The following is a 24,838-nucleotide window of genomic DNA, read 5'->3' as shown; positions in this document are numbered from 1 at the left end:
GCTTTACACCAACGCCCCATACAACGCTTCGCGTTGGGCTTTTACGCGTTCGTCGGTGATGTATTCGTCGTAGGTCATCATCTTGTCCAAAATACCATTTGGCGTGATTTCGATGATGCGGTTGGCAACCGTTTGGATGAATTGGTGGTCGTGCGAGTAAAACAACATCGCGCCTTTGAAATCAATCAAGCCGTTGTTCAAGGCCGTAATAGATTCCAAATCCAAGTGGTTGGTTGGGTCGTCTAAGGTAAGGAAGTTGGCCGCCGAAAGCATCATTTTCGACAACATACAACGCACCTTTTCTCCTCCCGATAACACACTTGCTTTTTTGAGCGACTCTTCGCCTGAAAAAAGCATCCGTCCCAAAAACCCACGGATAAAGCTTTCATCTTTTTCTTTCGAGAACTGACGTAGCCAATCCACCAAGTTATCTTCGGTTTTGAAGAAGTGATCGCTGTCTTTCGGGAAATAAGCATTCGTAATCGTTACGCCCCATTTGAAGTCGCCCGCATCTGGTTTGATTTCCTCGTGCAAAATTTCAAACAAGGCCGTTATTGCCAATGTATTACGCCCGATAAAAGCAATTTTATCTTCGCGATTCACACGGAATGAGATATTTTCAAACAACTTCGTACCGTCTTCGGCCGTTTTCGACAAGCCTTCTACCGCCAATATTTGATCACCAATCTCGCGCTCAGGCTTGAAGTTGATGTACGGATACTTACGCGACGAAGGCTGGATTTCGTCCACGTTGAGTTTGTCCAACATTTTCTGACGCGCCGTTGCTTGTTTTGACTTCGCTACGTTGGCACTAAAGCGGCGGATAAACTCCTCCAATTCTTTGCGCTTTTCGTCAGATTTTTTGTTCTGGTCAGCACGTTGTTTCAACGCCAACTGGCTTGACTCGTACCAGAAGGTATAGTTACCACCGTACAACTGTACTTTGCTAAAGTCAATATCAACCACGTGCGTACACACTTGGTCAAGGAAGTGACGGTCGTGGGATACTACGATGACGATGTTTTTGAAGTTGTTCAAAAAGTTTTCCAACCACATTACCGTTTCTACGTCCAAGTTGTTGGTAGGCTCATCGAGTAGCAAAATATCAGGGTTTCCGAAGAGTGTCTGAGCCAACAACACCCGTACTTTTTGGCTGGGGTCGAGGTCAGTCATTTGGGCATAGTGAAGGTCTTCCTTAATTCCCAAACCACTCAACAACGACGCCGCTTCGGGTTCGGCTTCCCAACCGTTCATTTCGGCAAACTCCGCTTCAAGGTCAGCGGCTTTCTCACCGTCGGCTTCGGTAAAGTCTTCTTTGGCATAAATCGCGTCTTTTTCGAGCATGATTTCGTACAAACGCTTGTAGCCCATCATTACCGTTTGTAAGACTTGGTACTCATCAAACTCAAACTGGTTTTGTTTCAAAACCGCCATCCGTTGACCAGGCGTAATCGCTACGCTTCCTGTTTGTGGGTCGATTTCACCTGAAAGAATTTTTAAGAACGTTGACTTGCCTGCTCCGTTGGCTCCAATCACCCCGTAGCAGTTTCCTGGGTTAAATTTAATATTTACTTCGTCGAAAAGCACTCGTTTACCGTAGCGCAACGACACATTTGAAACCGTTACCATTTAATGAATTGATATTTTCTGTGAAAGATGGTGCAAAATTACGAATTTTTCGGGTGAAAGTTGGCACTTATTCCTATCTCTGTTTGAAGAGTTTCTTGGAGGTAATTGTTTCAAATTTAGGGTTTATGTAGGTTTGTACATCAACAAACGACATTCCATTGAAGACGCTCGACCTACGCTCGCTTTCGGCAGATGAACTTCACGCTTGGGCTTTGCAACAAGATGCCATCGACCCACTTCGCAAGTTTCGTTCTCAGTTTTTTATTCCTGAACAAAACGGTACTCCTTTGACTTATTTTTGCGGCAATTCGCTTGGTTTGCAGCCTAAAACGGCCCGAACGGCAGTTGAGCAAGAACTCACTACCTGGCAGCAACACGGCGTAGAAGGATGGTTTGAGGGAGAAAAACCTTGGCTAAGCTATCATCGGTATTGCCAACAAGCGCTTGGGCAAGTCGTGGGGGCTTTGGCCGAGGAAGTTTGTCCGATGAACCACCTTACCGTGAATCTTCACTTGATGCTGGTATCATTCTACCAACCTACCCCTCAGCGGTATAAAATTTTGACCATCGCAGGTGATTTTCCGTCGGACCAGTATGCCCTTGAAACCCATCTAAAATTCCGTGGCTATGACCCCGCCGAGGCCCTCATCGAAGTAGCTCCTCGCGAAGGTGAATATACCATTCGACTAGAAGACCTCCTCGAAGCCATCGAAACCCACGCCAACGACCTCGCCTTGGTTTGCATGAGTGGCCTCAATTATTACACGGGGCAGGTCTTCGACATGCAAACCATCACCGCAAAAGCCCACTCATTAGGCATCAACGTCGGGTTTGACTTAGCCCATGCCGCTGGAAACATTCCAATGCAACTGCACGATTGGGGCGTGGACTTCGCCGTTTGGTGTTCGTACAAATACCTAAATTCTGGCCCAGGCGGGGTATCGGGCGTGTTCGTTCACCAGAAGCACCATTCTTCCAACCTTGTACGCTTGGCAGGCTGGTGGGGCTACGAAGAAAATCGCCGTTTTGAGATGACCAAAGGCTTTGTCCCCATGGAAGGTGCCGCAGGGTGGCAATTGAGTACTCCCAACATCATGGCGTTGGCCGTTCACCGCGCCTCGTTAGCTATTTTTGAAGAAGCGACCATGCCTCTTATTCGTCAAAAAAGTGAAGCGCTAACGGGATTATTGGCAGAAATTATCCGTCGATTGAATGAATCGGGGACCAAAATTGAAGTGATGACGCCCACCGACCCCTCGCAACGGGGAAGTCAGCTTTCGCTGTTGATTGAGGGAAAAGGTAAAGCTGTTTTTGATTATTTGGTCGAAAACGGCGTGATTGGCGATTGGCGCGAACCCAATTGTATCCGCCTTACGCCCGCCCCGCTTTATAATACCTTTGAAGAAGTGTGGCGAACAGGAGAAATGTTACGAGCGGTGATTTAAGCAACAGCTTCCCGAAAGTTTTTAGAAGCAAGACCTTCCCGAAAGTTTCAAAAACTTTCGGGAAGGTATGACACAGACATTCCAAGTTTCAAAAACTTGGAATGTCTCCACTATTTATTTCAAATCCGCTAATTTATCCAAATCAATATCGCCAAGCACCGACTTTATTTTGTCGATACCCACACCGTTTCCGCGCACATTCACGATGTAGCGATTGGCGACTAGGACCGAAATTTCACCGTCTTTTGAGTCGGAATTGTATTTTTCAAACGCTTTGTGACCGTCGTATTCGGTTGTTTTTTCGTAGCCGTGCTCAGTTTCTTTATCTACCGACGCCATCGACCACGCAGCCATTCCCATCAGCGCTACGCCCGTACCCGCTACGTCCACAATTTCGACATCAATGCTTTGCCCGTTATCGTCGCTGTAATCGGCCTTAGCAGTAGATACGCCGAATCCCATCGCCGCCGTTTTTTCACTCGATGCTTCTTTGCGTTTGAGACCATCGGCATCCGCAGGTAGCAATGCTTTCAGCAATTTAGGGTCAACCGTCTCTTTAGGGCCTTCTTTCGACATTTTCTCGGCTTCGTCCGCTATTTTTTGCAGGGCTTCCAAACCATTTTTAGGTTCTTCTTTGGCTTTTTCTTCTTCCGATTTCCCAGCACAGTTCGACAGTACAACCGATACTGATAACAGTAGGGTTAAAAACGAAATCTTTTTCATGAGTTCAGGATGATTTTTGTTAATAAAAAAAGGGGACTAGATGTCCCCTCTAAATTACAGTTTTTTCAACACTAGACACCGTCTTACTTTTTAAAATTAGTATTCGGTTACAGCTATCTCGTATTTCACCCAATGCGGTTGGCTTCTTCTACCGAGGCATCAGTAAATATTTTTTGCTCTTTGTCTTTGTTCTTGAGGGCATATACCAAGAAAAACACCCCTAGTAGTACCGCAGGAACGCTCAAAATTTGTCCCATATTAAAGGTGAGTTCGTTTTCAAAAGCCACTTGGTTTTCTTTGAAAAACTCAATGACAAAACGAAGCCCAAAAACCCAAATTAGGAAGATACCTAACAATAAGCCCTGCGGAGTTTGTGCTTTGCGTTTGTTCCAAATCCAGAACAAAAGAAGACACAATACCAAGCACGCAATGGCTTCGTATAATTGGGCTGGGTGACGCGGGTACTGCGTAAACTCAAAGTTATGCGTAAAGACAAAACCCCAAGGCATGGTCGTTACTTTCCCTACAATCTCTGAGTTCATCAGGTTACCCATGCGAATAAAACAGCCTGCCAGGGCAACGGTAATCACAATACGGTCAACCACCCACAAAAAGTTGATTTTTTTGGAACGAGAATAAATAAACAAGCCCAACAAAATACCTATGGCTGCTCCGTGACTTGCCAAACCCGCAAACGGAGGGGTAATAACTTGAAGAGGGTTTTTAAGCAGAACCTCCGGTTCGTAAAACAAGAAATGGCCAAATCGTGCTCCTATAACGGTCGTAATCACCATTGTTAATAAGAGTGAGTCCAGTAACGTTTCTTTTAAGCCTTCCTTGCGAAAAATGTGAGACATGATGCGCTGGCCGACCAAAAATCCTGACGCAAATAACAATCCATACCAGCGAATCGAAAAACTACCAATGCTAAAAATTTCGGGATTAACGTCCCAGATGATGTAGCCAAACATAAATGACTGATTTTGAATAAAGGTATCAATGATACTAAAACCTCTACAAAAATCAACAAAGATTATTAGAAGTACATAATGCTTTGGCTCGAAATGTTGAAATTAGCACCTACCCTAACAACAAATTACTGACTATAAGCGAGTTAAATATATACCGTTTGAAAACAAGTTCAGATCGGAGGTTGCTTACAACCTCCGACGCATTAAAATTCCCACTTCCCTTTTTGGTAAAAGTCCATGATTTGACGTTGGAGCGTCAATTCGTAGTTGGAACGAATGGCATTGGCTTCGGCGCGGGCCAAGTTTGCTTTGGCAAGGGTATATTCAAACACACTGGCCGTTCCAGCGGTTAATCGACTTTCGGCGGCTCCAAAATTAGCCCTTAACGACTCCACTTGGCTTTGCGCAGCTGCGTAGCGGTCGATGGTCGCGGCCAGCAATTGCGTTCCTTGTTCAATCGCTTGGCGAAGTTGTTGTTTGACCGTACTTACTTGGTTTTCCGCCAACTGTTGCTGCACTTTCACCGTTTCGACGCGGGGGCGTATCTGCCAACGGCCCATGATGGGTACGTTCAAACCCAAACTCAACGAGCCGTTTCGGGTAGCGTCTAATTGTTTGAAATAGCTACGTTCGGCGTTTGATGACGCATAAAAAGCGCCAAAATTCCCTGATAAACTCAACGATGGCAGGTTATTGGCCTTGACGGCCTTGATTTGACTCGCAAAACTTCCCAAACGCAATTCACTGCTTTTGATTTCTGGCAACATTTTTACGGCATCTTCATAGATACTCTCGGCGCTCAATGTCGTTGCCGCTACATCTCTCGATTCGACAGGCGCAAAGGTGACGGTTCCATCGGGTGGCAAATTAAGCAATTGAAAGACGGATAAACGAGCCAATTGTTCATTGTTACGGGCTGTTACTTCGTCAAATTTATCGTTTGCCAACTGCGCCTTAATTTCGTACAGGGTATTTTGGCCTACCGTTCCTGCCGATACTTGGCGCTCTACTCGCTCCACTTGCTGCTGCGAAGACGTTACTTGTTCTTGGGCGGCTTTGTGCAAGGCTTCGGTCGCCAAAACTTGGACGTAGGCTTGCAGCAATCGAATGATTTGCTGGTTGAGGGTCGCTTCTTGGTTTTTAAGGGCGGCATCACGCAGGGCTATCCCCTGCTGAATTTGGTGCTGAATCTGGAAACCTTGAAAAAGAGGCATCTGAAAGCCAACCCCTACGTAGTTGGTATTATAAACTTGGTCGATGTACCCGTTGGTAAAACGGTCGATACTGCGCCCGAAGTTTAGGTTTTGGCCCGCATTAAAACCAATTTGTGGCAGCTGCTGCGATTTGTTTTGCTGCAATTGGGCCGACGCTCCCCGCGCTTGTAGTTGGCTCTCGCGGTAGGTAAGGTTATTTTTTTCAAGAATGCTTACGCACTCTTTGAGCGATACCGTTTTTTGTGCCATCACGGAAGTTGAAAACGCCAACGCTCCTATGGCTATCACCAATTGAATTGTTTTCATTGAATTTCTACCAATAAATATGACTCACTTCTTTATGAAACCCAGCCGTCTTTCAATCGAATGACTCGATTTCCGTAGGTGGCATTTACTTCCGAGTGCGTTACTTGTACGATGGATACTTTGTCTTTTTCGTTGAGTTCTTTGAACAGTTCCATAATTTGCTGGGCTTGTTCCGAGTGCAGGTTTCCCGTTGGTTCGTCGGCAAAAATGATGCTTGGTTCGTGGACAATGGCCCGTGCAATACCGACCAACTGCTGCTGCCCTCCCGAAAGCTGGCTGGGGAAAAGGTCTTTTTTAGCGACCATATTAAAGCGGTCGAGCAGTTCGGCTACCCTGCTTTTCCGCTCCGACGATGATGTTCCTTTGTACAACAACGGTGTTTCGATGTTTTCATAGACCGTCAGTTCGTCAATCAAATGGTACGCTTGAAAAACAAACCCAATGCGGTGGCGGTGTAATTCGGTGCGTTTTTTTTCGCTGAGTTTGTCAACGCGTTCGTCAAAGAAGAAATATTCGCCTTCGGATGGTTCTTCCAACAACCCTAAAATGTGCAAAAGAGTGGACTTCCCTGAGCCTGACGGACCCATGATGGACACAAACTCTCCTTCATTTATGTCTAAATTGATGTTTCGTAGTACGTACGTTTTCCCAAATCCTGCGGGATAATACTTAGAAATACCTTTGAGCTGAATCATGAATTGTGCTGTTGTATAATGTATAGTTTGTAGTAATTACACGAGTTGTGCCAGTATGCTATTCTGTTGATTATCAAACCTAAAGCCATACCGCAAAAATAAAAAACGTCCGAAAACGGACAACATTTGTACGCCTTCGGACGAAGAAAATATCGTTTATTTAGACCTAGGCAAAGCGCATTTGCTCTTTGCCTATTTGTCTTTTGCTTGCTTATTTAGCGTAAGCGACCGAGCGCATCTCGCGGATAACAGTCACTTTAATCTGGCCAGGGTACTGCATTTCTTTCTCAATTTTTTGCGAAATATCAAACGAAAGCTTGCTGGCCGTTTCGTCGTTTACAGTATCTGAATTGACAATCACGCGCAACTCACGACCCGCTTGAATGGCGTAACATTTGTCCACACCTGGGAAGCTGGTTGCCAAGTTTTCGAGGTCTTTCAAACGTTGGATGTACGATTCCATCATTTCGCGGCGAGCGCCTGGGCGAGAACCTGAGATAGCATCACACACCTGAATAATCGGCGACATCATGCTTGTCATCTCAATTTCGTCGTGGTGAGCCCCAATCGCGTTGCAAACCTCTGGGTTTTCTTTGTATTTCTTGGCCAATTCCATCCCCAAAATTGCGTGTGGCAATTCTGATTCTTCGGGCCAAACCTTTCCAATGTCGTGCAAAAGCCCCGCCCGTTTCGCCAATTTCGCATTCAAGCCCAACTCTGCCGCCATCGCTGCACAAAGACGCGCCACCTCGCGTGAGTGCTGGAGCAAATTTTGGCCGTACGACGAGCGGAAGCGCATCCGACCTACCATTTTCACCAACTCAGGGTGCAAGCCGTGTACGCCCAATTCGATAACGGTACGCTCGCCAATTTCGACGATTTCGTCTTCGATGTTTTTCTTGGTTTTTGATACTACCTCTTCGATACGTGCAGGGTGAATACGGCCATCTTGTACCAAACGGTGCAACGACAAGCGGGCGATTTCACGACGAACGGGGTCAAAACCCGAAATAACGATGGCTTCTGGCGTATCGTCCACGATGATTTCGCAACCCGTAGCGGCTTCGAGTGCGCGGATGTTGCGCCCTTCGCGACCAATGATTTTACCTTTTACGTCGTCACTTTCGATGTTGAATACTGAGACCGTATTTTCGATGGCATGTTCAGAAGCCGTGCGCTGAATCGTCTCGATAACGATTTTCTTGGCCTCTTTGGTAGCGGTAAGTTTTGCCTCGTCGATGGTGTTTTTGATAAACGCCGACGCCTGCGTTTGGGCATCTGCCTGAATCGCTTCGACCAACTGCTGTTTTGCTTGTTCGGCCGTAAGGTTAGCAATGCGCTCCAACTGCTCTACCTGAGAGCGGTGCATTTTTTCGGCTTCTTCGCGGCGTTTGGTCGCTACTTCCGTTTGTTGTTCGAGATTTTTACGAAGACCTTCCAACTCATTTTCGCGACGTTTATTTTGTTCCGTCATCTGGTTGAGTTGCTGCTCGCGCTGTTTGATTTTCTGCTCGTTCTGAAGAATAATCTGTTTCTTCTTGTTTGAATCTTCCTCAAACTCACTTTTCAATTTGAGGTATTTTTCTTTGGCCTCAAGGATACGGTCTTTCTTTATATTTTCGGCCGAAATTTCTGCATTCTTGACAATCTCAGCGGCGCGCTGTTGAGCATCATCTTCCATCTTTTTATTGGCTTTTTTGATGGCAAAATACATGATAGCTGCTCCAACGGCTGCCGAGATGGCGGCATCAAGCAATAATATTGGATCCATTTTTTTGTGCTGTGTGTTTGTTGGTTTAACATATTCCCAACGCCCATCAACGAACGGAGCAAGACTGATTGGTTCAAGAACGATTTCGACAAAAAAGCTGGCTTAGGGCTGTGTTGTCGATTGGAAGTTATTTTGTATCGTGTCTAAATTCTTGAAGACATCTTCTTTCAATGTCCTCAAATCATAGTCGCCTTTTAAGCGTGCTACTGTAGCATCAAGGCAAACCATCGACAGTATTTCTTCTAAATGTACTTCTCCTTTTTTATTTTTCATCCGATATTCTATTTGCTCTGTCACCAGTTTGGCGGCTTTCCGTATCAATTCTTCCTCAAACTCAGAGCTTGTACGAAGTTCAAACGATTTGTTACCAATTGTGATATTGATAGGAGGCCGTTTCTTTTTGGATTCCATTGGTGTCAAATCAAATAGTTCGTAACAGCGTTATCGTTTCCTCTATGTATCGAATGTAATCGTCCAATTTGCTATTCAGTTCCGTTATCGCGTTGGCGTTTTTCGGGTTTTTTACAATTATAGACAATTGTTTGAAATTATTTAACTTTTCCTTCAAAGAAACTTCTTTTTCGCGCAATTGTTTGTTTTCTGTTTTTAAGGTTCGTAACTGTTGTCGGGCTTCTTTTAGTTCTTCACTTTGTTTTTCGTGCGCCTTTTCGAGCTGTTCAAAACGCATTTTCAGCTCCTCGTGCGTCACTTTTTCAAACTGTAAAGTAACTTGCAACGTATTGATACGCTGTTCTATCTGGCGAAACTGCATATTGAGCCGTTCCAGCACATCGCTATTGCCATACGTTACAAGTTTCCGTTCAAAGTCTGGCATCGCTTAGTACTATTTACGAATCACTGCTCCCAACTCTTTCTCAAAAGCCATCATAAGCTTTTGCATCGTTTTGTCAATCACCTTGTCGGTGAGTGTCTGTTCGGTGTCTTGAAGGGTGAAGCTCACCGAGTACGATTTCTTATCCGCTCCGATGTTTTCACCTTCATACACGTCAAAAACGTTCACATTCGTCAACAAATTGCGTTCGTATTTTTGAGCCAACTGACGAATCTGTTCAAAACTCACCGTTTTGTCCAACACCAACGACAAATCGCGGCGTACTTCGGGGTATTTTGATACTTCCGTAAAGCGGACTTTGTCTTGGTATTGTTTCAACAAATACGCCCAGTCGAAGTCGGCATAAAACACAGGCTGCTTGATGTCGAGCATTTTGGTGTGTTTGCCTTTTACTTGTCCAAAACTCACCACTGGTTTTTTCTTTACGGTGTACGTAAGCCCGTATTCAAAAACTGTTTTATCCTGAATCTCTTGTTTTTCAACGCCTTGTACTCGAAAAGCACTGAGCACCAAATGTACCATAGAGGCTAAATCGTGGAACGCCAGCTTTTGATCTTTGGCTACCCAACTTTCGGCGTGCTGGTGTCCTGCCATCAACAACACAAGGTGTGCAACGTCTTTGTATTTGCCTTCTACTTTGTGGTAAGTTTTTCCAAACTCACAAATTTTGAGGTCGCGCTGACGGCGGTTGAGGTTGTAGGCCAAGGTTTCTAACCCTGAAAATAACATCGTTTGACGCATCACCGACAGGTCTTCGCTCAACGGGTTGAGCATCACTACATCTTCCCCAACTAAACTCGCCCGCACTGCTTCGTTGTAGGCTGGTTTGGTGAGCGAATTGGTCATGGTTTCGTTGAAACCATTTCCTGCCAAGATGTTAGCAATGCGCAATTTTTGCTTGTCGGGGTCCACCAACGGGAAGCCCGAGAGGAAGTTGGCCGACAAGTGTTCCGACAACTCGATGTTATCGAATCCATAAATCCGCAGAATTTCCTCCACAATGTCCGCCTCACGCGTCACATCAACGCGGTAAGGGGCGACCGATGCCAAGAAACCTTCGGGTGTTTCGTTTTGGATTTCGATGTCGAGGCTTGTCAAAATCTGCTTAATCAAGTCGCGGTCAAGCGATTTTCCAATCAAGCGGTCAATGTTGCGGTATTTTACCGCTACCTCGTGGTTTGGAATGGGATTAGGGTAAATGTCCACTACTTCCGACGCAATGTGCCCACCTGCCACTTCCAATATCAGCAATGCCGCCCGTTTGAGGGCATAAATAGGCATGTTAGGATCAGTTCCACGCTCAAAACGGAACGATGCATCGGTTTTGAGGGTGTGGAAAGTACCCGTTTTACGAATCGACGCTGGAGAAAAATAAGCAGATTCCAAGAAAATCGCCGTAGTGCTTTCAGTCACGCCCGATTTTGTTCCCCCAAAAACACCCCCGATACACATGGGTTCTTCGGCATTACAAATCATCAAGTCACGCTCAGAAAGTTTGCGTTCTACGCCGTCGAGGGTTACAAAAGGAGTTCCTTCGGGTAGGTTTTTCACGATGACTTTATTGCCTGTGATTTTTGCGGCGTCGAAAGCGTGCAGTGGCTGCCCCAATTCGTGACAAATGAAGTTGGTGATGTCCACGATGTTGTTAATCGAACGCACTCCCACTGCTTGCAACTTTTCTTTGAGCCACTCGGGCGACTCACCCACGGTCAAGCCTGCCAAGCAAACACCCGCATAACGTGGCGCAGCTTCGGTATTTTCGACAGTTACTTCAATAGATGACGGGAGATTGGTTACGGGCAACTGGTCAAATGCCGCTACCGACGGCTTGGTCAGTTCACGTCCCCAAACAGCTTTCAAGTCGCGAGCCACACCAAGGTGCGACGCTGCGTCGGCGCGATTGGGAGTAAGACCAATTTCAATCACGTAGTCGGGCAATACGCCAAAATACTGCGCCGCGGGAGTTCCGTTGGGCAAATCGGTGTCTAGCACCATGATACCCGCGTGAGAATGACCGATACCGATTTCGTCTTCGGCGCAAATCATCCCTTCCGACGGCTGGCCATAAACTCTACGTTTTCCAATCGTAAACGGCTCGCCTTCGGTAGGATAAATGGTTGCCCCGACGGTAGCGACAATCACTTTTTGTCCCGCCGCCACGTTGGCCGCTCCGCAGACAATCGTGCTTGGTTCGCCTGCGCCAGTATCAACGGTGGTGAGGTGTAATGTTTTTTCTTTGACAGTAAACGGCTCGCAGGTGAGAACTTCTCCTACCACGATTCCTTCCAATCCGCCTTTGACACGTTCGACGGGGTCGATTCCTTCTACTTCCAAGCCCGTTGCGGTCAATAATTTACCAACTTCTTCGGGAGACTCCTGAATATCAATGAGTTGTTTAAGCCAATTGTAGGAAATTTTCATAGATAACCCAGCCCCCTGCCCCAATGGGGAGCTTTTTTATGGTACGTACAAATCCCCCTTTGGGGTGAGGGGCTTTATTTGTATCGCAAAATTAGGGGTTTTTAGGGAAATTTATGACTTTATAAAGTGGGTTGTTGCGGCCAAAGGCGCTGTATTACTCTGACCGCAGCGAATCTACGGGATTTCTCAGCGCCGCTTTGATGGATTGGTAGCTGATGGTGAGCAAAGAAATGAAGAGCATAACCAAGGCCGTGTAACCAAAAATACGCCACGAAACCTGTATTCGGTAGGCAAAATCCTGCAACCATTGCTCCATAAAATAATAAGCAATCGGCGAAGCTACCACCACAGATATTAAGACCAACTTTAAAAAAGAATTGGAAAATAAGAACACTATGCTCGGTACCGAAGCGCCCACTACTTTACGAATTCCTATCTCTTTGGTACGTTGCTGAATGGCTAAGTGCGTCAATCCAAACAAGCCCATGCCGCAAAGGACGATTGAAAGCAAGGTAGCGAAGCCAATGATTTTTTGCCAACGTTGTTCCTGAAGATAATCGCGGTTGTTGAGTTCATCCATAAAATTATAGGCATAAACGGCGTTAGGTAGGGCTTTTCGGTAAATCCGTTCAAAGGCGGTGAGGGCTTCTTGCTGGTGATTTTTGTCAATTTTAAGCCAAATACCGCCATTATACATGTCGTTGGTAGCCATTACTAAAGGTGGGATTCGTTCGCGCAATGAACCAAAATGAAAATCTTTCACTACCCCCACGATTAGCGCGGGTGTTTTCAGAAAAAAGTCTTCCGTAGTCACCAAAGCGCCAATAGGGTTTGTCAAACCCGCCTCCCTCACAAACGTCTCATTCACAATCACTTCTACTTTGTTCGCATTTAAAATAGCTCTCCCCTCTTTTAAACGAACCCCCAACACCGCCAAGTAATTGGAATCAATGTTTTGGTAAGTGCTTTTCACCGTGCGTTGATTCGCTTTGGTTTTGAAATTGGAACCCCGTTCGTCCCCAAACGAAATTTGCACAATGGATGACTCTTTGGCTACTTCGTTTCTGATAAACTCCGCCAAGGGTTTGGTTTCGCGGTTGCCACTGATGTACGTCCGAATGACTTGGTACGGATTATACCCCAAATCCTTGGTGCGCACAAAGTTCATTTGTTGGTAAAAAACGATGGAAGCAATGAGCAAAATAGCCGCCAACGAAAACTGAAGAACCACCAAGCTTTTTCCGAAAAAACCACTTCCTGATAATTTTTGCTTATGGTATAAAACTTCGGTAGGGTTGAACTTGGAAAGAACAAAAGCAGGGTACAAACCCGACAACAAAACATTGCCCAGCAACAGCCCGCCAAAAGCAAAGAAGAGCTTCCATTCAAAAACTTCGGAGAGAAGAATTTCTTTATTGGCCAACTGATTAAACACAGGCAGCAACAACAATACAAGCACAAAAGCCAGAAAAAACGCCGCCACACACAGCAAGGCCGATTCGGCTAAAAATTGAACAATAATTTGCCCTTGGCGACTGCCCGTTACCTTGCGAATCCCCACTTCTTTGGCCCGTTTGAGCGAACTTGCAATGCTGATATTGACAAAATTGATACTTGCCATCAACAGCATAAACAGAGCTATCCCCAAAAAAATATAGGAATACAGCGGGTTGCTATAATTGATGGCGCCGCCTTCCCCGCCCGTTTGGAGTGGGTATAAATGAAGGTCGGTAATGGGTTGAAGACCATAGGTAACTTGGGGGTCGTGGCCGTTTTCTTTTATTTGTTCTTTGGCGAGTCGGGCGTGAACTTGGTTGAATTTCTTACAAACCAACGATTTGTCGGCTTTGGGATTCAGCACCACAAACGTACCGAGGTAGGCATTCAGCCAAGCGGTATCCGTAAAACTCAGTTCCATGAAGCTGAACGGATGCAGTACGTCAAACTGAATGGACGAATTTTTGGGAGGATTTTCCACCACACCCGAAATCACCAACGGTTTCCCCAAACGGTCGGCCGAAGGGTCGGCTTCCATGTGTAATAGTTGGCCAACGACGTTGGTAGAGTTAAAAAATTTCAGCGCTGTTTTTTCAGTAATCACCACCGAACCCACATCGTTTAACACCGTTTTTGGGTTTCCGTGAAGGAGTTTAAAGCTAAAAACATCAAAAAAATGACTGTCCGCAAACAGCAACTGTAGTTTCAGGGCTTTGCGGTTGGTGCGAATATCACCAAAAATAGCCCCTCCCATGATTCTGACATAATCCTCGACTTCGGGCACGGCCGCTTTGAAAGCTGGGCCTTGTACTTGCCCCGTTCCTCCCGAGGTGTGTGGGTCTTCGCCTTTGTTCTGAATAGCTGTTGTCGTAATTCGGTATAAATGAGGGCTTTTTTGATGAAAATTATCAAAGCTATGTTCGTCTCGGATGTATAAAATCGCCAACAACACACAGCCAAGTCCAAACGCCAAACCAATGGTATTGATGGCCGAATACAGCCGATTGTGCCAAAGGTGGCGCAGCGCGATTTTGAAATAATTACATAGCATGGGAAAAAGAGAACAGTTATTTATTGACGGTTATCCGTGTATTTTAGGAAACAGTCACTTCCAAGCGATAGCCAACACCGTGAACGGCCACAATTTTTAGGGAAGTATCCTCCTGGAGTAATTTTCGTAGGCGCGAAACAAAAACATCAATACTGCGCCCCACAATAATGCCCTCGTCTTCCCACACCGATTTTAGAATAAACTCTCGTTCAAGGAGTTGGTTCTTATTTTTCACAAACAAGTGGAGCAATTTTGCCTCGCGATAGGTCAGGTTATGGTGCGTGTTGGCAATATAAAGCAGTTGATTTTCTACATCCATGCTCGACGCTCCGAACGTCAGCCGCGTGGGTTTTTCGATGGGCTGTTCGTGAGGTGTTTCAATGGCTGGCACAGTGCTTGTTTTTTTTCGCGACCATACGCTGTACGAAACGCCGACCAAAACTAAGCCCAGCCCCAACGTCCACCAGACGGGATTCGTTGAGCTAGAAGGATTGGTAGAAGATGCAAAGGTTACTTTTACGTTATTACACCCCAAGAGCTGTTCACGTCCGATACAGGCCACTTCTTTACTTTTGGAATAATCTAAAAAGTTATACCCTAGTTGCAGTTCGTTGGTTTTACAGTCGATGACCGCTACATCGTAGTTATTTTTGATACCATGAAGGTCAAAAGATTCTTGTAACAAGGACGGCAACTGGCTGTAATTGAAGGCTCTACTGAGTTGTAATACATACGTACCCTCCGCCGTTTTTTTGACCGCAGTAATGCGAGACGTAGAATCACCGCTTGCTAACAGCAGGCGGTGGCCCGTACGACGAAGTGCCAGATTGACTTTCTCCTCGAACCGTTGCGAAGTGCTCGACTCGGGAGTAGAAGTAAACCAAGCAAACCGCCCAAACAGCAAGCTGATGACCAACAATGAAGCCCCAATTGCCAATTTCCCCGTCATGATTTCCATAAGTTCTGTATCAAATTTAGTAGAAATAGCTTACAATCAGTAACGCCCTACCAAGGGCCGTTCTTTTTCACTTGATAAAAGCGCTTGCCATCAAAGCGATAGAGCCCTTGTCCCGTACCCCACCACATATTTCCTGACTTATCCTGATACATACTTTGAACACAGCAAGTGAATCCGTCTGCTACTGTAAACACGGTAAATGCTTTAGGATTCGGCAAGGAAACAGAAGGGTCAAAGCGCGTCGTACTGCCTCGGGCGGTAACCCAAATGATACCTGATTGCTCAATGATGATTCCCCAAAACTCCGTTCCGCCTAGGCCGTCTTTGGACGTGTATTCGGTAAATCTTTTCCCCACTTCCTGTTTGGGATCGTACTTACAAATACCGTTTTTCATGGTAAACCACATATTACCCGCTTTGTCTTGGGCAATTCCTCCCGCGTAGTTCTCACCCAATTGCTCTTTTTCGGCCACATGAGTAATGGCATTATCACCTTTCTGCTCAGGGTCATAACGAAAGACCCCCTGATTAGAAGACGCAAACCAGATGTTACCGTCTTTGTCCTCCATGACGCCAGCAACGTTTACAGTAGCAAGTTCTTTGAACAATGAAAAACTTTTTCGTCCCTCGCTATCGGCCACAGGATCATAGCGGTAAACGCCGCCGTGCGTACCAACCCAAACCATGCCCGATTTATCAACAAGAATGCCTTTTCGGGTAATGTCAACGTGGTTTAGGCCATCTTTTTGGTTGTAATTCTTAAACGTTTTTCCGACTGCCCGTCTGGGATCGTACTTATACACCCCTTGGTCGGTGCCAAACCACATATTTCCGTCTTTATCTTCATTGATGGCATAAACGGTTTGGTTATAAAATCCGTCGGGATTGGAAAAGTAGGTCAAGGTTTTTTGATCGTACCTCACGACGCCATCCCCTATAGTACCAAACCATAGATTCCCTTTTGAATCCTGAAAAATACTTCGGATGTATTGGCTGACCAAAGTCGTGTCAAAATCGGGCGCCAACCCCACGGACTTAAAGTTTTTTATGACTTTGGGACTTGGTTTGGGCGTATTTAAGCCTTTTTGTGTATTTGTTTTTTCTTGTCCGCTGCAAGATGTACAAAAAATAACCACAGAAACCAATGCATAAATAGGCAAGTATTTCATCATTTTTTGAGATGTTAAAAGGGGCGCTATTTTTTTCTAATTTTATTTTTTCCCCGCAGAAAGCCGCAGAATTACAAACGCTGATTCTCGCTGAAAAAGGGCTTTATATGGTCATTAATCAGCGACTTCTGCGACTTTCAATCGGCGTAAATCAGCGGGTAATAGTTAAAGAAAGCTGCCTAGCAATATAGCTTGTTGGCTTAGTTAATATCTTCGTTCAAAAGACTTTCCATTGAAACGATACACCCCATTGGGGCCTCCGCCAAACCACAATTCACCCGCTTTGCTTTTGTAAATAACCCAAGTAAAGTCACCATCCAGACCATCTTTTTGGGTGAAATTCTTCATGGTATGCCCGTCATACCGCCACACACCTGACGCTACTGTTCCAAACCAAATGTTACCCAAACTGTCCTCACCTATCGAAAAAACTCTGTCCAGGGAATTACCTTTGGTATCTTCTTTTCTTAATTGGTGTTGTTTGGTAAAATGGATGAATTTTTTGCCATCATATTTTAATACCCCGATGCCCCCAATTGGACTGCCACCGCTATTGTTTCCAATCCATAAATTACCTTTGCTGTCTTCCATTATGCACCGAATATGCAGAGATTCGGTTGGGGGGCCATTCAATCCTAATGAGTCATCGGTATATATTTTAAATTGCTTACCATCATGCCCAACCAAGGCATTATAAGTTCCAAACCAAACCGTTCCATTTTTACTTCTGACAAAAGGTGTTGAAATTGAATAGGCGTTTTCCTCTCCTAATTTTGATTTTATGGGGAAGGTGCGGTAATAGAGGTTTTTTCCATCATATTGATACACGCCCGGTCCACCTTCAAGTTTTTTGTAACCCGCAGTTTCATCCCCTTTAAACCAAAGGTCACTCTCCGTTAATTTCCACCCGTTTTTTGAATCATACTTTCTTTCATTGTAAACAGTCATTTTTTCACCATCGTATCTACTTAACCCAATTCCACATTCAAACCAGATAATACCATTTTTATCTTCATAAATGCTTCTCACCTGGTTGTCACTCAATCCGTTTTGGGTTGTAAAATAGTGCAACCGACCATTCTGAAGCATACACACACCTTCGTTGTGACTGCCAAACCAAGTATTTCCTTTACTATCCTCCAAAATTGAACGAACTCCTTTGGTGTATTTCAACCGTGTGGTGTCAATTTGAGAATGAACAATCTGATTTTCCTTAGTTGATTGACTTTGACTATTGCAAGAGTTGATTACTATAATCAAAACTGTCCAGCCAAGACCAAACAGGTTTTGTCTATCTGATTTTACTTTCATTGTAAAGGTGTCTTTTAGTATGACGCACAATAGATAATGATATTGATTAATGATAATTGACAAATGATTTTAAACTCAACGATTCATATTATTTCTGACCCGCTGCATTCACTGGATAAATCAATCCCGAACACAACGAACAGATTCTGCGTAAGAAACAGAGGCAGGGAAACGGAACGCTTTTGTTTTAAGTGGTTTTTCCCCTGGGCCACCATAGCTGAAGTTCCATCCCCAGGCTTTACCCTCCTGACCCGAGGGTGTGGACGTCCACCAGAAACCCATAACACTCATCACTTCATAAAGATTATTTCTGCGAATACCTGCTGGATGACCGTTAAACCCGCTGCTGTTAGTACCGTTGCCGTCTTCTGCCCAGCCACTGACGCTTTTCAAGACTTCGCCAGCCTTATCCATTCCACCAAATTTAGTCACCAGCATAGACCATTCCCTATCCGTTGCCAAATGCCAACCGCTGGGGCAGGCTTTTTTCGCGGCTTCCCAAGTGTAAAGCAAGCCGAGCTCTTTTCGATTGCTCTCTTTGTCATCATAAGCGTAGCTCTCCTGTACTTTGTAGTTCAGGTTTTGGGCCATCCAAGTAACCGTGGTGTCGGTCGAGGCATTTTTAAAGCTGAACGTTTTATACGTTTGCCCATCGCGTGAGTCGGTAAAAGTGCCCGTGGATTGGGCAATGCCTACCTGAGTAAAAAACAAGACAACAAGTAGCGTAATGGTGTGCTGTTTTATCATGTAATGTGTTGTTAATACTTCGGATTGAAGCTACGTGGTCAGACGGTAGTCAGACCACGCATCCTACTCTGGGGTCTGACTACCGTCTGACCCCTTCAATGCCTAACAGCCGTCGCCATTTTCAGCCGTCACTTTCTTGAAATTAAGCGGGAAAAGGTATTTGGTAAATACCACTTTAGGCTTTTGGTTTTCGGCCGCATTTCCTACGGTTTCTACCACCAACGCGTCGCCAAAACGTGCCCGTGACACCAAAAAACCAATTTCAGCTTCGTATTGCTCTTTCCCGTTGGTTTGCCCTCCAAAACTCACTTTTTGGTCACCGCGTTTTAGGTAAATACGGAAAGGCATTTTTGACTCTGACTCTAACGAATTTACGGTCAAAACACCACTGCTCACGGTCGATAGCTCCGTTTGGTTCAGTGGTTGGCCGTCTAAGAGCAAAGCCACGGCCATTTTAGCGTCGTTGGTCGAATTAGCGGTTGGAACAACGGTAGTTGCCGCTACGAAAACAAGCATACCGAGGGCAGCAAGTCCAATAAATGATAGTGTTTTCATGATTGTGAAGAGATTTAATAGTTAGTGAATTACGATTTCGTTGTGAGGGAGTGCGTAGGAGTCTTTTAACGTCAATAGCACGATTGCGTCTCCTTTGTTGCACTTTGAAAGCACGTTTTTGATGTCCACTTTTTGGTACACCTCCTTCGAGAACATCGTCAACGTTTTGCTGTTTTTGTCCCGAATTGCCACCATGAAGTCAATCGCTGCTGTTTGGCGCCATTGGTTGTTTTCGTAGGTCGCTTCAGCCACCGAAAGCGTCCCCTGCGCGTCTTGCGTCAGCGAACACTTTCCCGTGGGAGAATAGTCATCGACCACCACCCTGTTGTCTATAAAAACCGCCGAACAATTTGAAAATTTGGTCTGCGCTTGCCCTATCAATGATGCGCCTACGAAGCCCGCCACGCACCACATTCGTTTCAGTGTTTTCATTCTCTTTAGGTTGTTTATAGGTGTTTACTCCCTTGATGTTGACAAAGGTATTTTCACCCACAAAATCTTCTAAATTTTTCCCGTAAAAGAATGTAAACGAAATGTAAAAGTTTGTTATTCGACTTTTATCGAATGCGTAGGGTTTGATAATGAAGCTTTTATGGTTTGCACACTTACCAGAAGAATAATAACAATTCCGAAACTACCTGCCACAAACGCAAACGATGTCCAGCTCATTTCGACCCGATAGGCGTAGCTTTGAAGCCAATTTTTCATACTCACAAACACCAACGGAAACGCGACTACCGTTGCCAAGGCCGCTACCACCAAAAACTCCTTCAAAAACAAGCCCACCAAACTCGCAGGTGAAGCGCCCAAGACCTTACGAATTCCGAGTTCTTTGGTACGACGCGTCACACTGAGCGACACCATGCCGATGACTCCTAACAATACAATGATGATGGCCAACAACGTAGCTGTGTGCGCGGCTTTTTTGAGGCGAATTTCGGTTTGGTAGAGCTTTTGAAGCATGTCGTCCAAAAACTTATACTCAAAAGGAGCGCCTGGGAGTAATTCTCGCCATTTGTGTTCTACCGCCGCCACACCCGCTGCCACGGTAGCAGGGCGCAATTTGAACGAAAAGTAGCGATAGTTATTCAGGGTTTTGAGGTGAACAAAAGCCAAAGCCCCCACTTGGTCGCGCATGGATTGAAAATGAAAATCTTTGGTGACGCCCACGATGTGGAAAAGTTGTCCAAAACCCACCAAACGCACTTGCTGACCAAGGGCGCTTTCGGGCGTGAAGCCGAGTTTTTTAGCCGCCGATTGGTTGATGACGAGCGGTACTTGAGTACCCACCGCTGGATTTTGTCCAAAATAAATCCCGCTCGCCATCGGAATCTGGTAGGTTTTGGCATAATGTTCGTCGGTTTGCAACACAGGCATAAACGTCGCTTGGGTAGAATCTTGCCCCAGCTTAAAAACCCCCGACTGAAAACCTGTACGTCCGTCGGGGATTTCGTACGACAACGATACCTCGCTCACCTCCGGCAAACGCGCCATTTCATTGCGAATGGTTTCCATTTTGGCCACCCCTTTCGCCGACCAGTCGCGCGGGACAGACGCCCACACAATCGCCTCTTTGGAGTATCCCAGTTCTTTTTCAAAAAAATAATTGACCTGATTTGTGATAATAACTGCCGCCCCAAACACAAACAACGCCACCGAAAACTGTCCCACCATGAGCGAATATTTAAAAAGGCGGTTTTCTTTCACGTTTTTGAGCTTGCCTTTGATGGACTCCACCGAAGGCAACGAAGAAAGCACAAACGCAGGGTATGCGCCCGCCAAGCCACCCACAAGCATTCCCAAACCGATGCCCACCGACAAAAAAGCCAATGGGGCGCTCGTAAAAGGAAGGAGGTCTTTCCCCAAAAATTCACTAAACGATGGTCGTAAAAGCTCGTACAACCCCCACGAAACAACCGTGCTGAACAAGGCCAAAATGGTTGATTCGGCCAAAAACTGCCGCATTAATTGGGTTTTGGTACTTCCAAGCGACTTCCGAACGCCAATTTCTTTGAGACGTGCCGCCGAACCACCCATCGAGAGATTGACGAAATTGACCACGGCCATGAGCAAAATAAAAAACGCAACCAAGCTCAGTGTGGCGATTGTTTTGTTGACCAAGCCGTTGTTTTCTTCGCGGTAAAGTGTGGAAAGGGGCGTAGGAATCACTTCGATGTTTTCTTGAATGACTTTGGACGAATGGGTGGCTATCTGCTGTGCAATGGCTCGTTTCAACGCGGGAAGGCTTGCCCCTGTTCGGAGTTTTAGGTAATTGACCACATACACGTTGTCCCAAGAGGTCATGGCTCCGTCGCGGCCAAAGAATGCCAAACTCTTCAGCGGAAGTAAGAGGGGGATTTCGCTCGACACAAATTGCGTCACGGAATTGTAGGGGATAGTGGCCAAAACCCCCGACACCATGAAATCGCGGCGCTCGCCCGAAAATGACTCAATTTGAAGTGTTTGCCCCACGACGTTGGTTTTTCCAAAATATTTCAGCGCCGTTTTTTGCGAAATAACCACCGAATTGGGTTGACTCAGGGCTGTTTTCGGGTCGCCTTCCAACAACGGGAATCCATACATCGACAAAAGGGTAGAATCGCCTAGTTGCAGGTCTTCTCGGAAATTTTTATCTCCTTTCGATACCACCGACGTCACGGCGTCAAAATGATAGTAATCTTCTACCAACGAAGGAAAATTTTCTTTCAACGCTTTGGCCAGCGGCGCAATGGTCGTGATTTCGATGCCCATGTTGGGCTGTTTCCATTTCGACTTGAGGATGTATTGGCGGTCGAGGTCTTTTAGCTCGGCGTTTACCCGCCATTCTCCCCAAACGTAGCTTCCCATGAGCATCGTAAAGGTAATGCCTACTGAAAGTCCAAAGACGTTGATGATAGCGTATAACTTGTTCTTTTTCAGGCTGCGCCAGCCGATTTTGAAGTAATTCTGAAGCATGGTTTTGTACGTTTAAAATGGCGCAGCAAGGTACGTACAAAACGCATTGACGGTCTGTTAAAAAACCTTAATTGTTTGAACAACAAGACTTACCAAGTTTGATTACAATCGCACTGGCTAAACTTGGTAAGTCTAAAAAAGAAATCATTCTGATTTCAACGATTTTACGGGATTCATCAAGGCCGCTTTAACCGACTGAACGCTGACCGTCAGCAACGCCACCGCCAACACCCCAACCGCCGTAGCAGTTACGACCCACCAGCTGATTTCGGTCTGGTAGGCAAACTCTTGCAACCACTGACGCATCAGATAATACGCAACGGGCGTGGCCAACAGGACTGCAAAAGCAATCAGCTTGAGGAAATTGGTCGAGAGCATCACCGTAATGCTAAGCACCGACGCGCCCAACACTTTACGAATGCCAATTTCTTTGCGGCGGCGCTGTACATTGTAAGCCGTCAGCCCCAAAATACCCAAGCACGAAATCGCAATGGCAAACACGGCAAAAATGCCAAACACTCGATTAAATTGGCGCTCATTTTGGTATTGCTGGGCAAAGTTTTCGTCCAAAAACCAGTAACGAAACGGCTCTTCGGGGTAGATTTTTTTCCAAGCAAACTGCATACTTCCAAGCGACGCTTCCAATTGGCGGGCATTCATTTTTAAGGTCAAATACCCCAATTCTTGCGGCGCAAAACAGTAATAAAAAGTAGGCTTAGGCGCACTTTTGAGCGATTCGATGTGAAAATCTTCGACCACCGCTCCTACCGTCATGGAGGCATTATTTTCGCTATTTTCGTAAGCAATTTGCTGACCAATGGCCGCTTCGGGCGACGGGAAACCGAGCGCCTTTCGCATGGTTTCGTTGATGGTAATGGTGTTAAATCGCGCTACGCGGTCAGGGAAAAACTGGTGTTTTCCTGCCAACAATTGAACCCCAAACAAAGCAAAAAAGTCTTGGTCGGTTTCCACAAAATAGGAAGTGATTTTGGCAAAATCAGGTTGCTTCACCCAATGAAGCGGGCGGTTGCTTCCCGCGATGGTATTGATACCCAACCCTGGAACGATGTTGGACGAAGACGCACCTTCAATCCCCGCAATCTTTGCACATTCCGACTTGAAAAGCGCTAGTTTTCTAAAAATCGTACTGTCTCTGGTGTCTTCAGACGCAGGTACTTTGACCGACACCAACTGGTCGAGTTGTACGCCAAGTTCATGGTTATTTAGGAAATGTAATTGTTTTTCAATCACCAATACCCCAAAAATCAGCCCCGCCGAGCAAGCAAACTGAACCACCACCAAGCTTTTGCGAAGCGTTTCGGTGTTACCCGCCACAAATCGCCCCCGCAACACTTCCACGGGTCGAAAACCCGAAAGCTGCAAGGCAGGATATAGCCCCGCCACAAACCATATCAAGACAATAAACCCAATACTTACGCCCCAATACACCCCATCTATGGTGTTGCTCACCGATAAGTCGCGGCCAACGATGCCCCCAAACCAGTCAAGTGAAAGCTGTACGCCCACCACTGCTGCCCCGAAGGCAATGCTGCTTATGACAAAACTTTCCCACAAAAACTGTTGGGTGAGCGTACCACGGCTTGCGCCTAGCACTTTTCGTACGCCTACTTCTTTACCGCGTTCGTTGGCAAGGGCCGTTGTTAAGTTGATGTAATTCACAAAAGCAATCACCAATATCACCAAAGCAATGATACCCAAAAACTGCACGGTACGCGCACTACCGTTGGGTTCGAGTTCGTAGGTAAGATTGGAATGGAGGTGAATATCTTTAAAGGGCTGAATCACGAGCTGAATTCCTTCTTTTTTGAGGAACGTCTGGTTGATTTCGGCTAATTTTCTGGTCACTCCGTCGGTCGAAGCATTGGGCGCTAATTGGAAATAATTATAGTCCCAGTACGACTCAAAGTTGTCTTCGTGCCCCCGCGCATACCGTGAAGCGTACGACACCAACATGTCAAACTTTAGGTGGGTATTTTTGGGAGGGTCTGCCACCACTGCCGTCACGGTGTAAGTTCCTGCTAGGCGACCATCTTTGAGACGCAGCCCCTTGCCCACTGCGTGTTCGTTCCCAAACAAGCGCTTTGCCGTTGTGCTGGTCAAAATGACCGTATGAGGTGCCGTCAAGCAGTTTTGGGCGTTTCCTTCCACGATTTTTTGGGGAAACATGCGCAGAAACCCTTGGTCGGTGGCGTAATAACGACGAATATCAAAAGGCTGATTGCCGACTACAACCGTAGCTTCGGGCGTATTGCCACAGTACAAACGGGCGTAATCAATCACACTTGGCACGGTTGCTTTGAGGGTAGGCCCTACGGCGCTGTGCGTGTTGGCATCTTGGTTAACGACCGTTTTTCCGTTGAGGGTTTGATTATACACCCGCCAAATCGACCCCGCGTGGGGGCTTTGTAAATCGTACGTTTGTTCGTAACGCACGTACCGAAACAACAACAAACTCGCCGCCATACCCAACACAAGTCCCACGAAATTGATGGCGGTAAAAATCGGTTGCTTCCGAAGCAAAATTTTGATGTAGTGTAGTAGCATGA

19 protein-coding genes are annotated in these 24,838 nt (G+C 45.9%); 1 reads left to right on the top strand and 18 read right to left on the bottom strand.

Annotated features, from left to right (window positions below; genetic code table 11):
• Positions 1-3 precede the first annotated feature (3 nt).
• A complete protein-coding gene (locus tag FHS57_RS21210) occupies positions 4-1,629 on the bottom strand; it encodes an ABC-F family ATP-binding cassette domain-containing protein (protein WP_183977208.1) in 1,626 nt (541 codons plus the stop codon).
• Between the two features lie 158 nt (positions 1,630-1,787).
• Here FHS57_RS21210 and kynU point away from each other — a divergent pair, with 158 nt between their 5' ends.
• A complete protein-coding gene (gene kynU / locus FHS57_RS21205; RefSeq protein ID WP_183977206.1) occupies positions 1,788-3,074 on the top strand; it encodes a kynureninase in 1,287 nt (428 codons plus the stop codon).
• 114 nt (positions 3,075-3,188) lie between these two features.
• On the opposite strand, the gene FHS57_RS21200 is transcribed toward kynU, so the two are convergent.
• The 17 genes from FHS57_RS21200 to FHS57_RS21120 all read right to left on the bottom strand — a co-directional run bounded on the left by FHS57_RS21200 (position 3,189) and on the right by FHS57_RS21120 (position 24,836).
• Positions 3,189-3,797: a transposase gene (locus FHS57_RS21200; RefSeq protein WP_183977205.1), complete on the bottom strand. Its 609-nt coding sequence runs from the start codon at positions 3,795-3,797 to the stop codon at positions 3,189-3,191.
• 125 nt (positions 3,798-3,922) lie between these two features.
• A complete protein-coding gene (gene lgt, locus FHS57_RS21195) occupies positions 3,923-4,768 on the bottom strand; it encodes a prolipoprotein diacylglyceryl transferase (protein WP_183977203.1) in 846 nt (281 codons plus the stop codon).
• 203 nt (positions 4,769-4,971) lie between these two features.
• Positions 4,972-6,288: a TolC family protein gene (locus FHS57_RS21190; protein WP_183977201.1), complete on the bottom strand. Its 1,317-nt coding sequence runs from the start codon at positions 6,286-6,288 to the stop codon at positions 4,972-4,974.
• Positions 6,289-6,320: 32 nt separating this feature from the next.
• Positions 6,321-6,983 carry an ABC transporter ATP-binding protein gene (locus tag FHS57_RS21185; protein ID WP_183977199.1) on the bottom strand — a complete coding sequence of 221 codons (663 nt, stop codon included), beginning with the start codon at positions 6,981-6,983 and terminating at the stop codon, positions 6,321-6,323.
• Positions 6,984-7,194: 211 nt separating this feature from the next.
• The gene (gene rny, locus FHS57_RS21180; RefSeq protein ID WP_374758003.1) at positions 7,195-8,697 is read right to left on the bottom strand and encodes a ribonuclease Y; all 1,503 of its coding nucleotides are present in this window, start codon (positions 8,695-8,697) and stop codon (positions 7,195-7,197) included.
• A gap of 159 nt (positions 8,698-8,856) precedes the next feature.
• Positions 8,857-9,165, bottom strand: a complete 309-nt coding sequence (locus FHS57_RS21175; protein WP_183977195.1) for a cell division protein ZapA — start codon at positions 9,163-9,165, stop codon at positions 8,857-8,859.
• A gap of 10 nt (positions 9,166-9,175) precedes the next feature.
• Positions 9,176-9,589, bottom strand: coding sequence for a hypothetical protein (locus FHS57_RS21170; protein ID WP_183977194.1), 414 nt, complete (start codon positions 9,587-9,589; stop codon positions 9,176-9,178).
• 9 nt (positions 9,590-9,598) lie between these two features.
• Positions 9,599-12,028: a phenylalanine--tRNA ligase subunit beta gene (pheT, locus tag FHS57_RS21165; protein WP_183977192.1), complete on the bottom strand. Its 2,430-nt coding sequence runs from the start codon at positions 12,026-12,028 to the stop codon at positions 9,599-9,601.
• Positions 12,029-12,182: 154 nt separating this feature from the next.
• A complete protein-coding gene (locus tag FHS57_RS21160) occupies positions 12,183-14,576 on the bottom strand; it encodes an ABC transporter permease (RefSeq protein WP_183977190.1) in 2,394 nt (797 codons plus the stop codon).
• Positions 14,577-14,619: 43 nt separating this feature from the next.
• Positions 14,620-15,534, bottom strand: a complete 915-nt coding sequence (locus tag FHS57_RS21155; protein ID WP_183977187.1) for a winged helix-turn-helix domain-containing protein — start codon at positions 15,532-15,534, stop codon at positions 14,620-14,622.
• A 47-nt stretch (positions 15,535-15,581) separates the two neighbouring features.
• Entirely contained in the window at positions 15,582-16,706 is a 1,125-nt protein-coding gene (locus FHS57_RS21150; RefSeq protein WP_229601413.1) for a ligand-binding sensor domain-containing protein, read from the bottom strand.
• A gap of 201 nt (positions 16,707-16,907) precedes the next feature.
• Complete coding sequence (locus tag FHS57_RS21145) at positions 16,908-18,014, bottom strand: ligand-binding sensor domain-containing protein (protein ID WP_183977185.1); 1,107 nt, start codon at positions 18,012-18,014, stop codon at positions 16,908-16,910.
• A gap of 120 nt (positions 18,015-18,134) precedes the next feature.
• Positions 18,135-18,761, bottom strand: coding sequence for an FISUMP domain-containing protein (locus FHS57_RS21140; RefSeq protein WP_183977184.1), 627 nt, complete (start codon positions 18,759-18,761; stop codon positions 18,135-18,137).
• A 102-nt stretch (positions 18,762-18,863) separates the two neighbouring features.
• The gene (locus FHS57_RS21135; protein ID WP_183977182.1) at positions 18,864-19,316 is read right to left on the bottom strand and encodes a hypothetical protein; all 453 of its coding nucleotides are present in this window, start codon (positions 19,314-19,316) and stop codon (positions 18,864-18,866) included.
• Between the two features lie 21 nt (positions 19,317-19,337).
• Entirely contained in the window at positions 19,338-19,748 is a 411-nt protein-coding gene (locus FHS57_RS21130; RefSeq protein WP_183977180.1) for a hypothetical protein, read from the bottom strand.
• Positions 19,749-19,862: 114 nt separating this feature from the next.
• On the bottom strand, positions 19,863-22,271 hold the full coding sequence (locus FHS57_RS21125) for an ABC transporter permease (RefSeq protein ID WP_183977178.1): 2,409 nt from the start codon (positions 22,269-22,271) through the stop codon (positions 19,863-19,865).
• 144 nt (positions 22,272-22,415) lie between these two features.
• Positions 22,416-24,836 (bottom strand): FtsX-like permease family protein, encoded by a 2,421-nt coding sequence (locus FHS57_RS21120; RefSeq protein WP_183977176.1) that lies wholly within the window; start codon positions 24,834-24,836, stop codon positions 22,416-22,418.
• Positions 24,837-24,838 lie beyond the last annotated feature (2 nt).

The sequence above is a fragment of the Runella defluvii genome (assembly GCF_014195535.1).
Lineage (GTDB): Bacteria > Bacteroidota > Bacteroidia > Cytophagales > Spirosomataceae > Runella > Runella defluvii.
Note: the sequence above shows the minus strand (reverse complement) of the source record. Positions and strands in the feature narration are given on the sequence as shown.

Coding starts and splice junctions, on each gene's coding strand:
- FHS57_RS21125 (WP_183977178.1), bottom strand. CDS start 22,271: ATGCTTCAGAATTACTTCAAAATCGGCTGGCGCAGCCTGAAAAAGAAC.
- FHS57_RS21210 (WP_183977208.1), bottom strand. CDS start 1,629: ATGGTAACGGTTTCAAATGTGTCGTTGCGCTACGGTAAACGAGTGCTT.
- FHS57_RS21170 (WP_183977194.1), bottom strand. CDS start 9,589: ATGCCAGACTTTGAACGGAAACTTGTAACGTATGGCAATAGCGATGTG.
- FHS57_RS21135 (WP_183977182.1), bottom strand. CDS start 19,316: ATGAAAACACTATCATTTATTGGACTTGCTGCCCTCGGTATGCTTGTT.
- FHS57_RS21200 (WP_183977205.1), bottom strand. CDS start 3,797: ATGAAAAAGATTTCGTTTTTAACCCTACTGTTATCAGTATCGGTTGTA.
- FHS57_RS21120 (WP_183977176.1), bottom strand. CDS start 24,836: ATGCTACTACACTACATCAAAATTTTGCTTCGGAAGCAACCGATTTTT.
- FHS57_RS21145 (WP_183977185.1), bottom strand. CDS start 18,014: ATGAAAGTAAAATCAGATAGACAAAACCTGTTTGGTCTTGGCTGGACA.
- FHS57_RS21140 (WP_183977184.1), bottom strand. CDS start 18,761: ATGATAAAACAGCACACCATTACGCTACTTGTTGTCTTGTTTTTTACT.
- FHS57_RS21155 (WP_183977187.1), bottom strand. CDS start 15,534: ATGGAAATCATGACGGGGAAATTGGCAATTGGGGCTTCATTGTTGGTC.
- FHS57_RS21160 (WP_183977190.1), bottom strand. CDS start 14,576: ATGCTATGTAATTATTTCAAAATCGCGCTGCGCCACCTTTGGCACAAT.
- FHS57_RS21190 (WP_183977201.1), bottom strand. CDS start 6,288: ATGAAAACAATTCAATTGGTGATAGCCATAGGAGCGTTGGCGTTTTCA.
- FHS57_RS21185 (WP_183977199.1), bottom strand. CDS start 6,983: ATGATTCAGCTCAAAGGTATTTCTAAGTATTATCCCGCAGGATTTGGG.
- rny (WP_374758003.1), bottom strand. CDS start 8,697: ATGTATTTTGCCATCAAAAAAGCCAATAAAAAGATGGAAGATGATGCT.
- pheT (WP_183977192.1), bottom strand. CDS start 12,028: ATGAAAATTTCCTACAATTGGCTTAAACAACTCATTGATATTCAGGAG.
- FHS57_RS21175 (WP_183977195.1), bottom strand. CDS start 9,165: ATGGAATCCAAAAAGAAACGGCCTCCTATCAATATCACAATTGGTAAC.
- FHS57_RS21130 (WP_183977180.1), bottom strand. CDS start 19,748: ATGAAAACACTGAAACGAATGTGGTGCGTGGCGGGCTTCGTAGGCGCA.
- lgt (WP_183977203.1), bottom strand. CDS start 4,768: ATGTTTGGCTACATCATCTGGGACGTTAATCCCGAAATTTTTAGCATT.
- FHS57_RS21150 (WP_229601413.1), bottom strand. CDS start 16,706: ATGATGAAATACTTGCCTATTTATGCATTGGTTTCTGTGGTTATTTTT.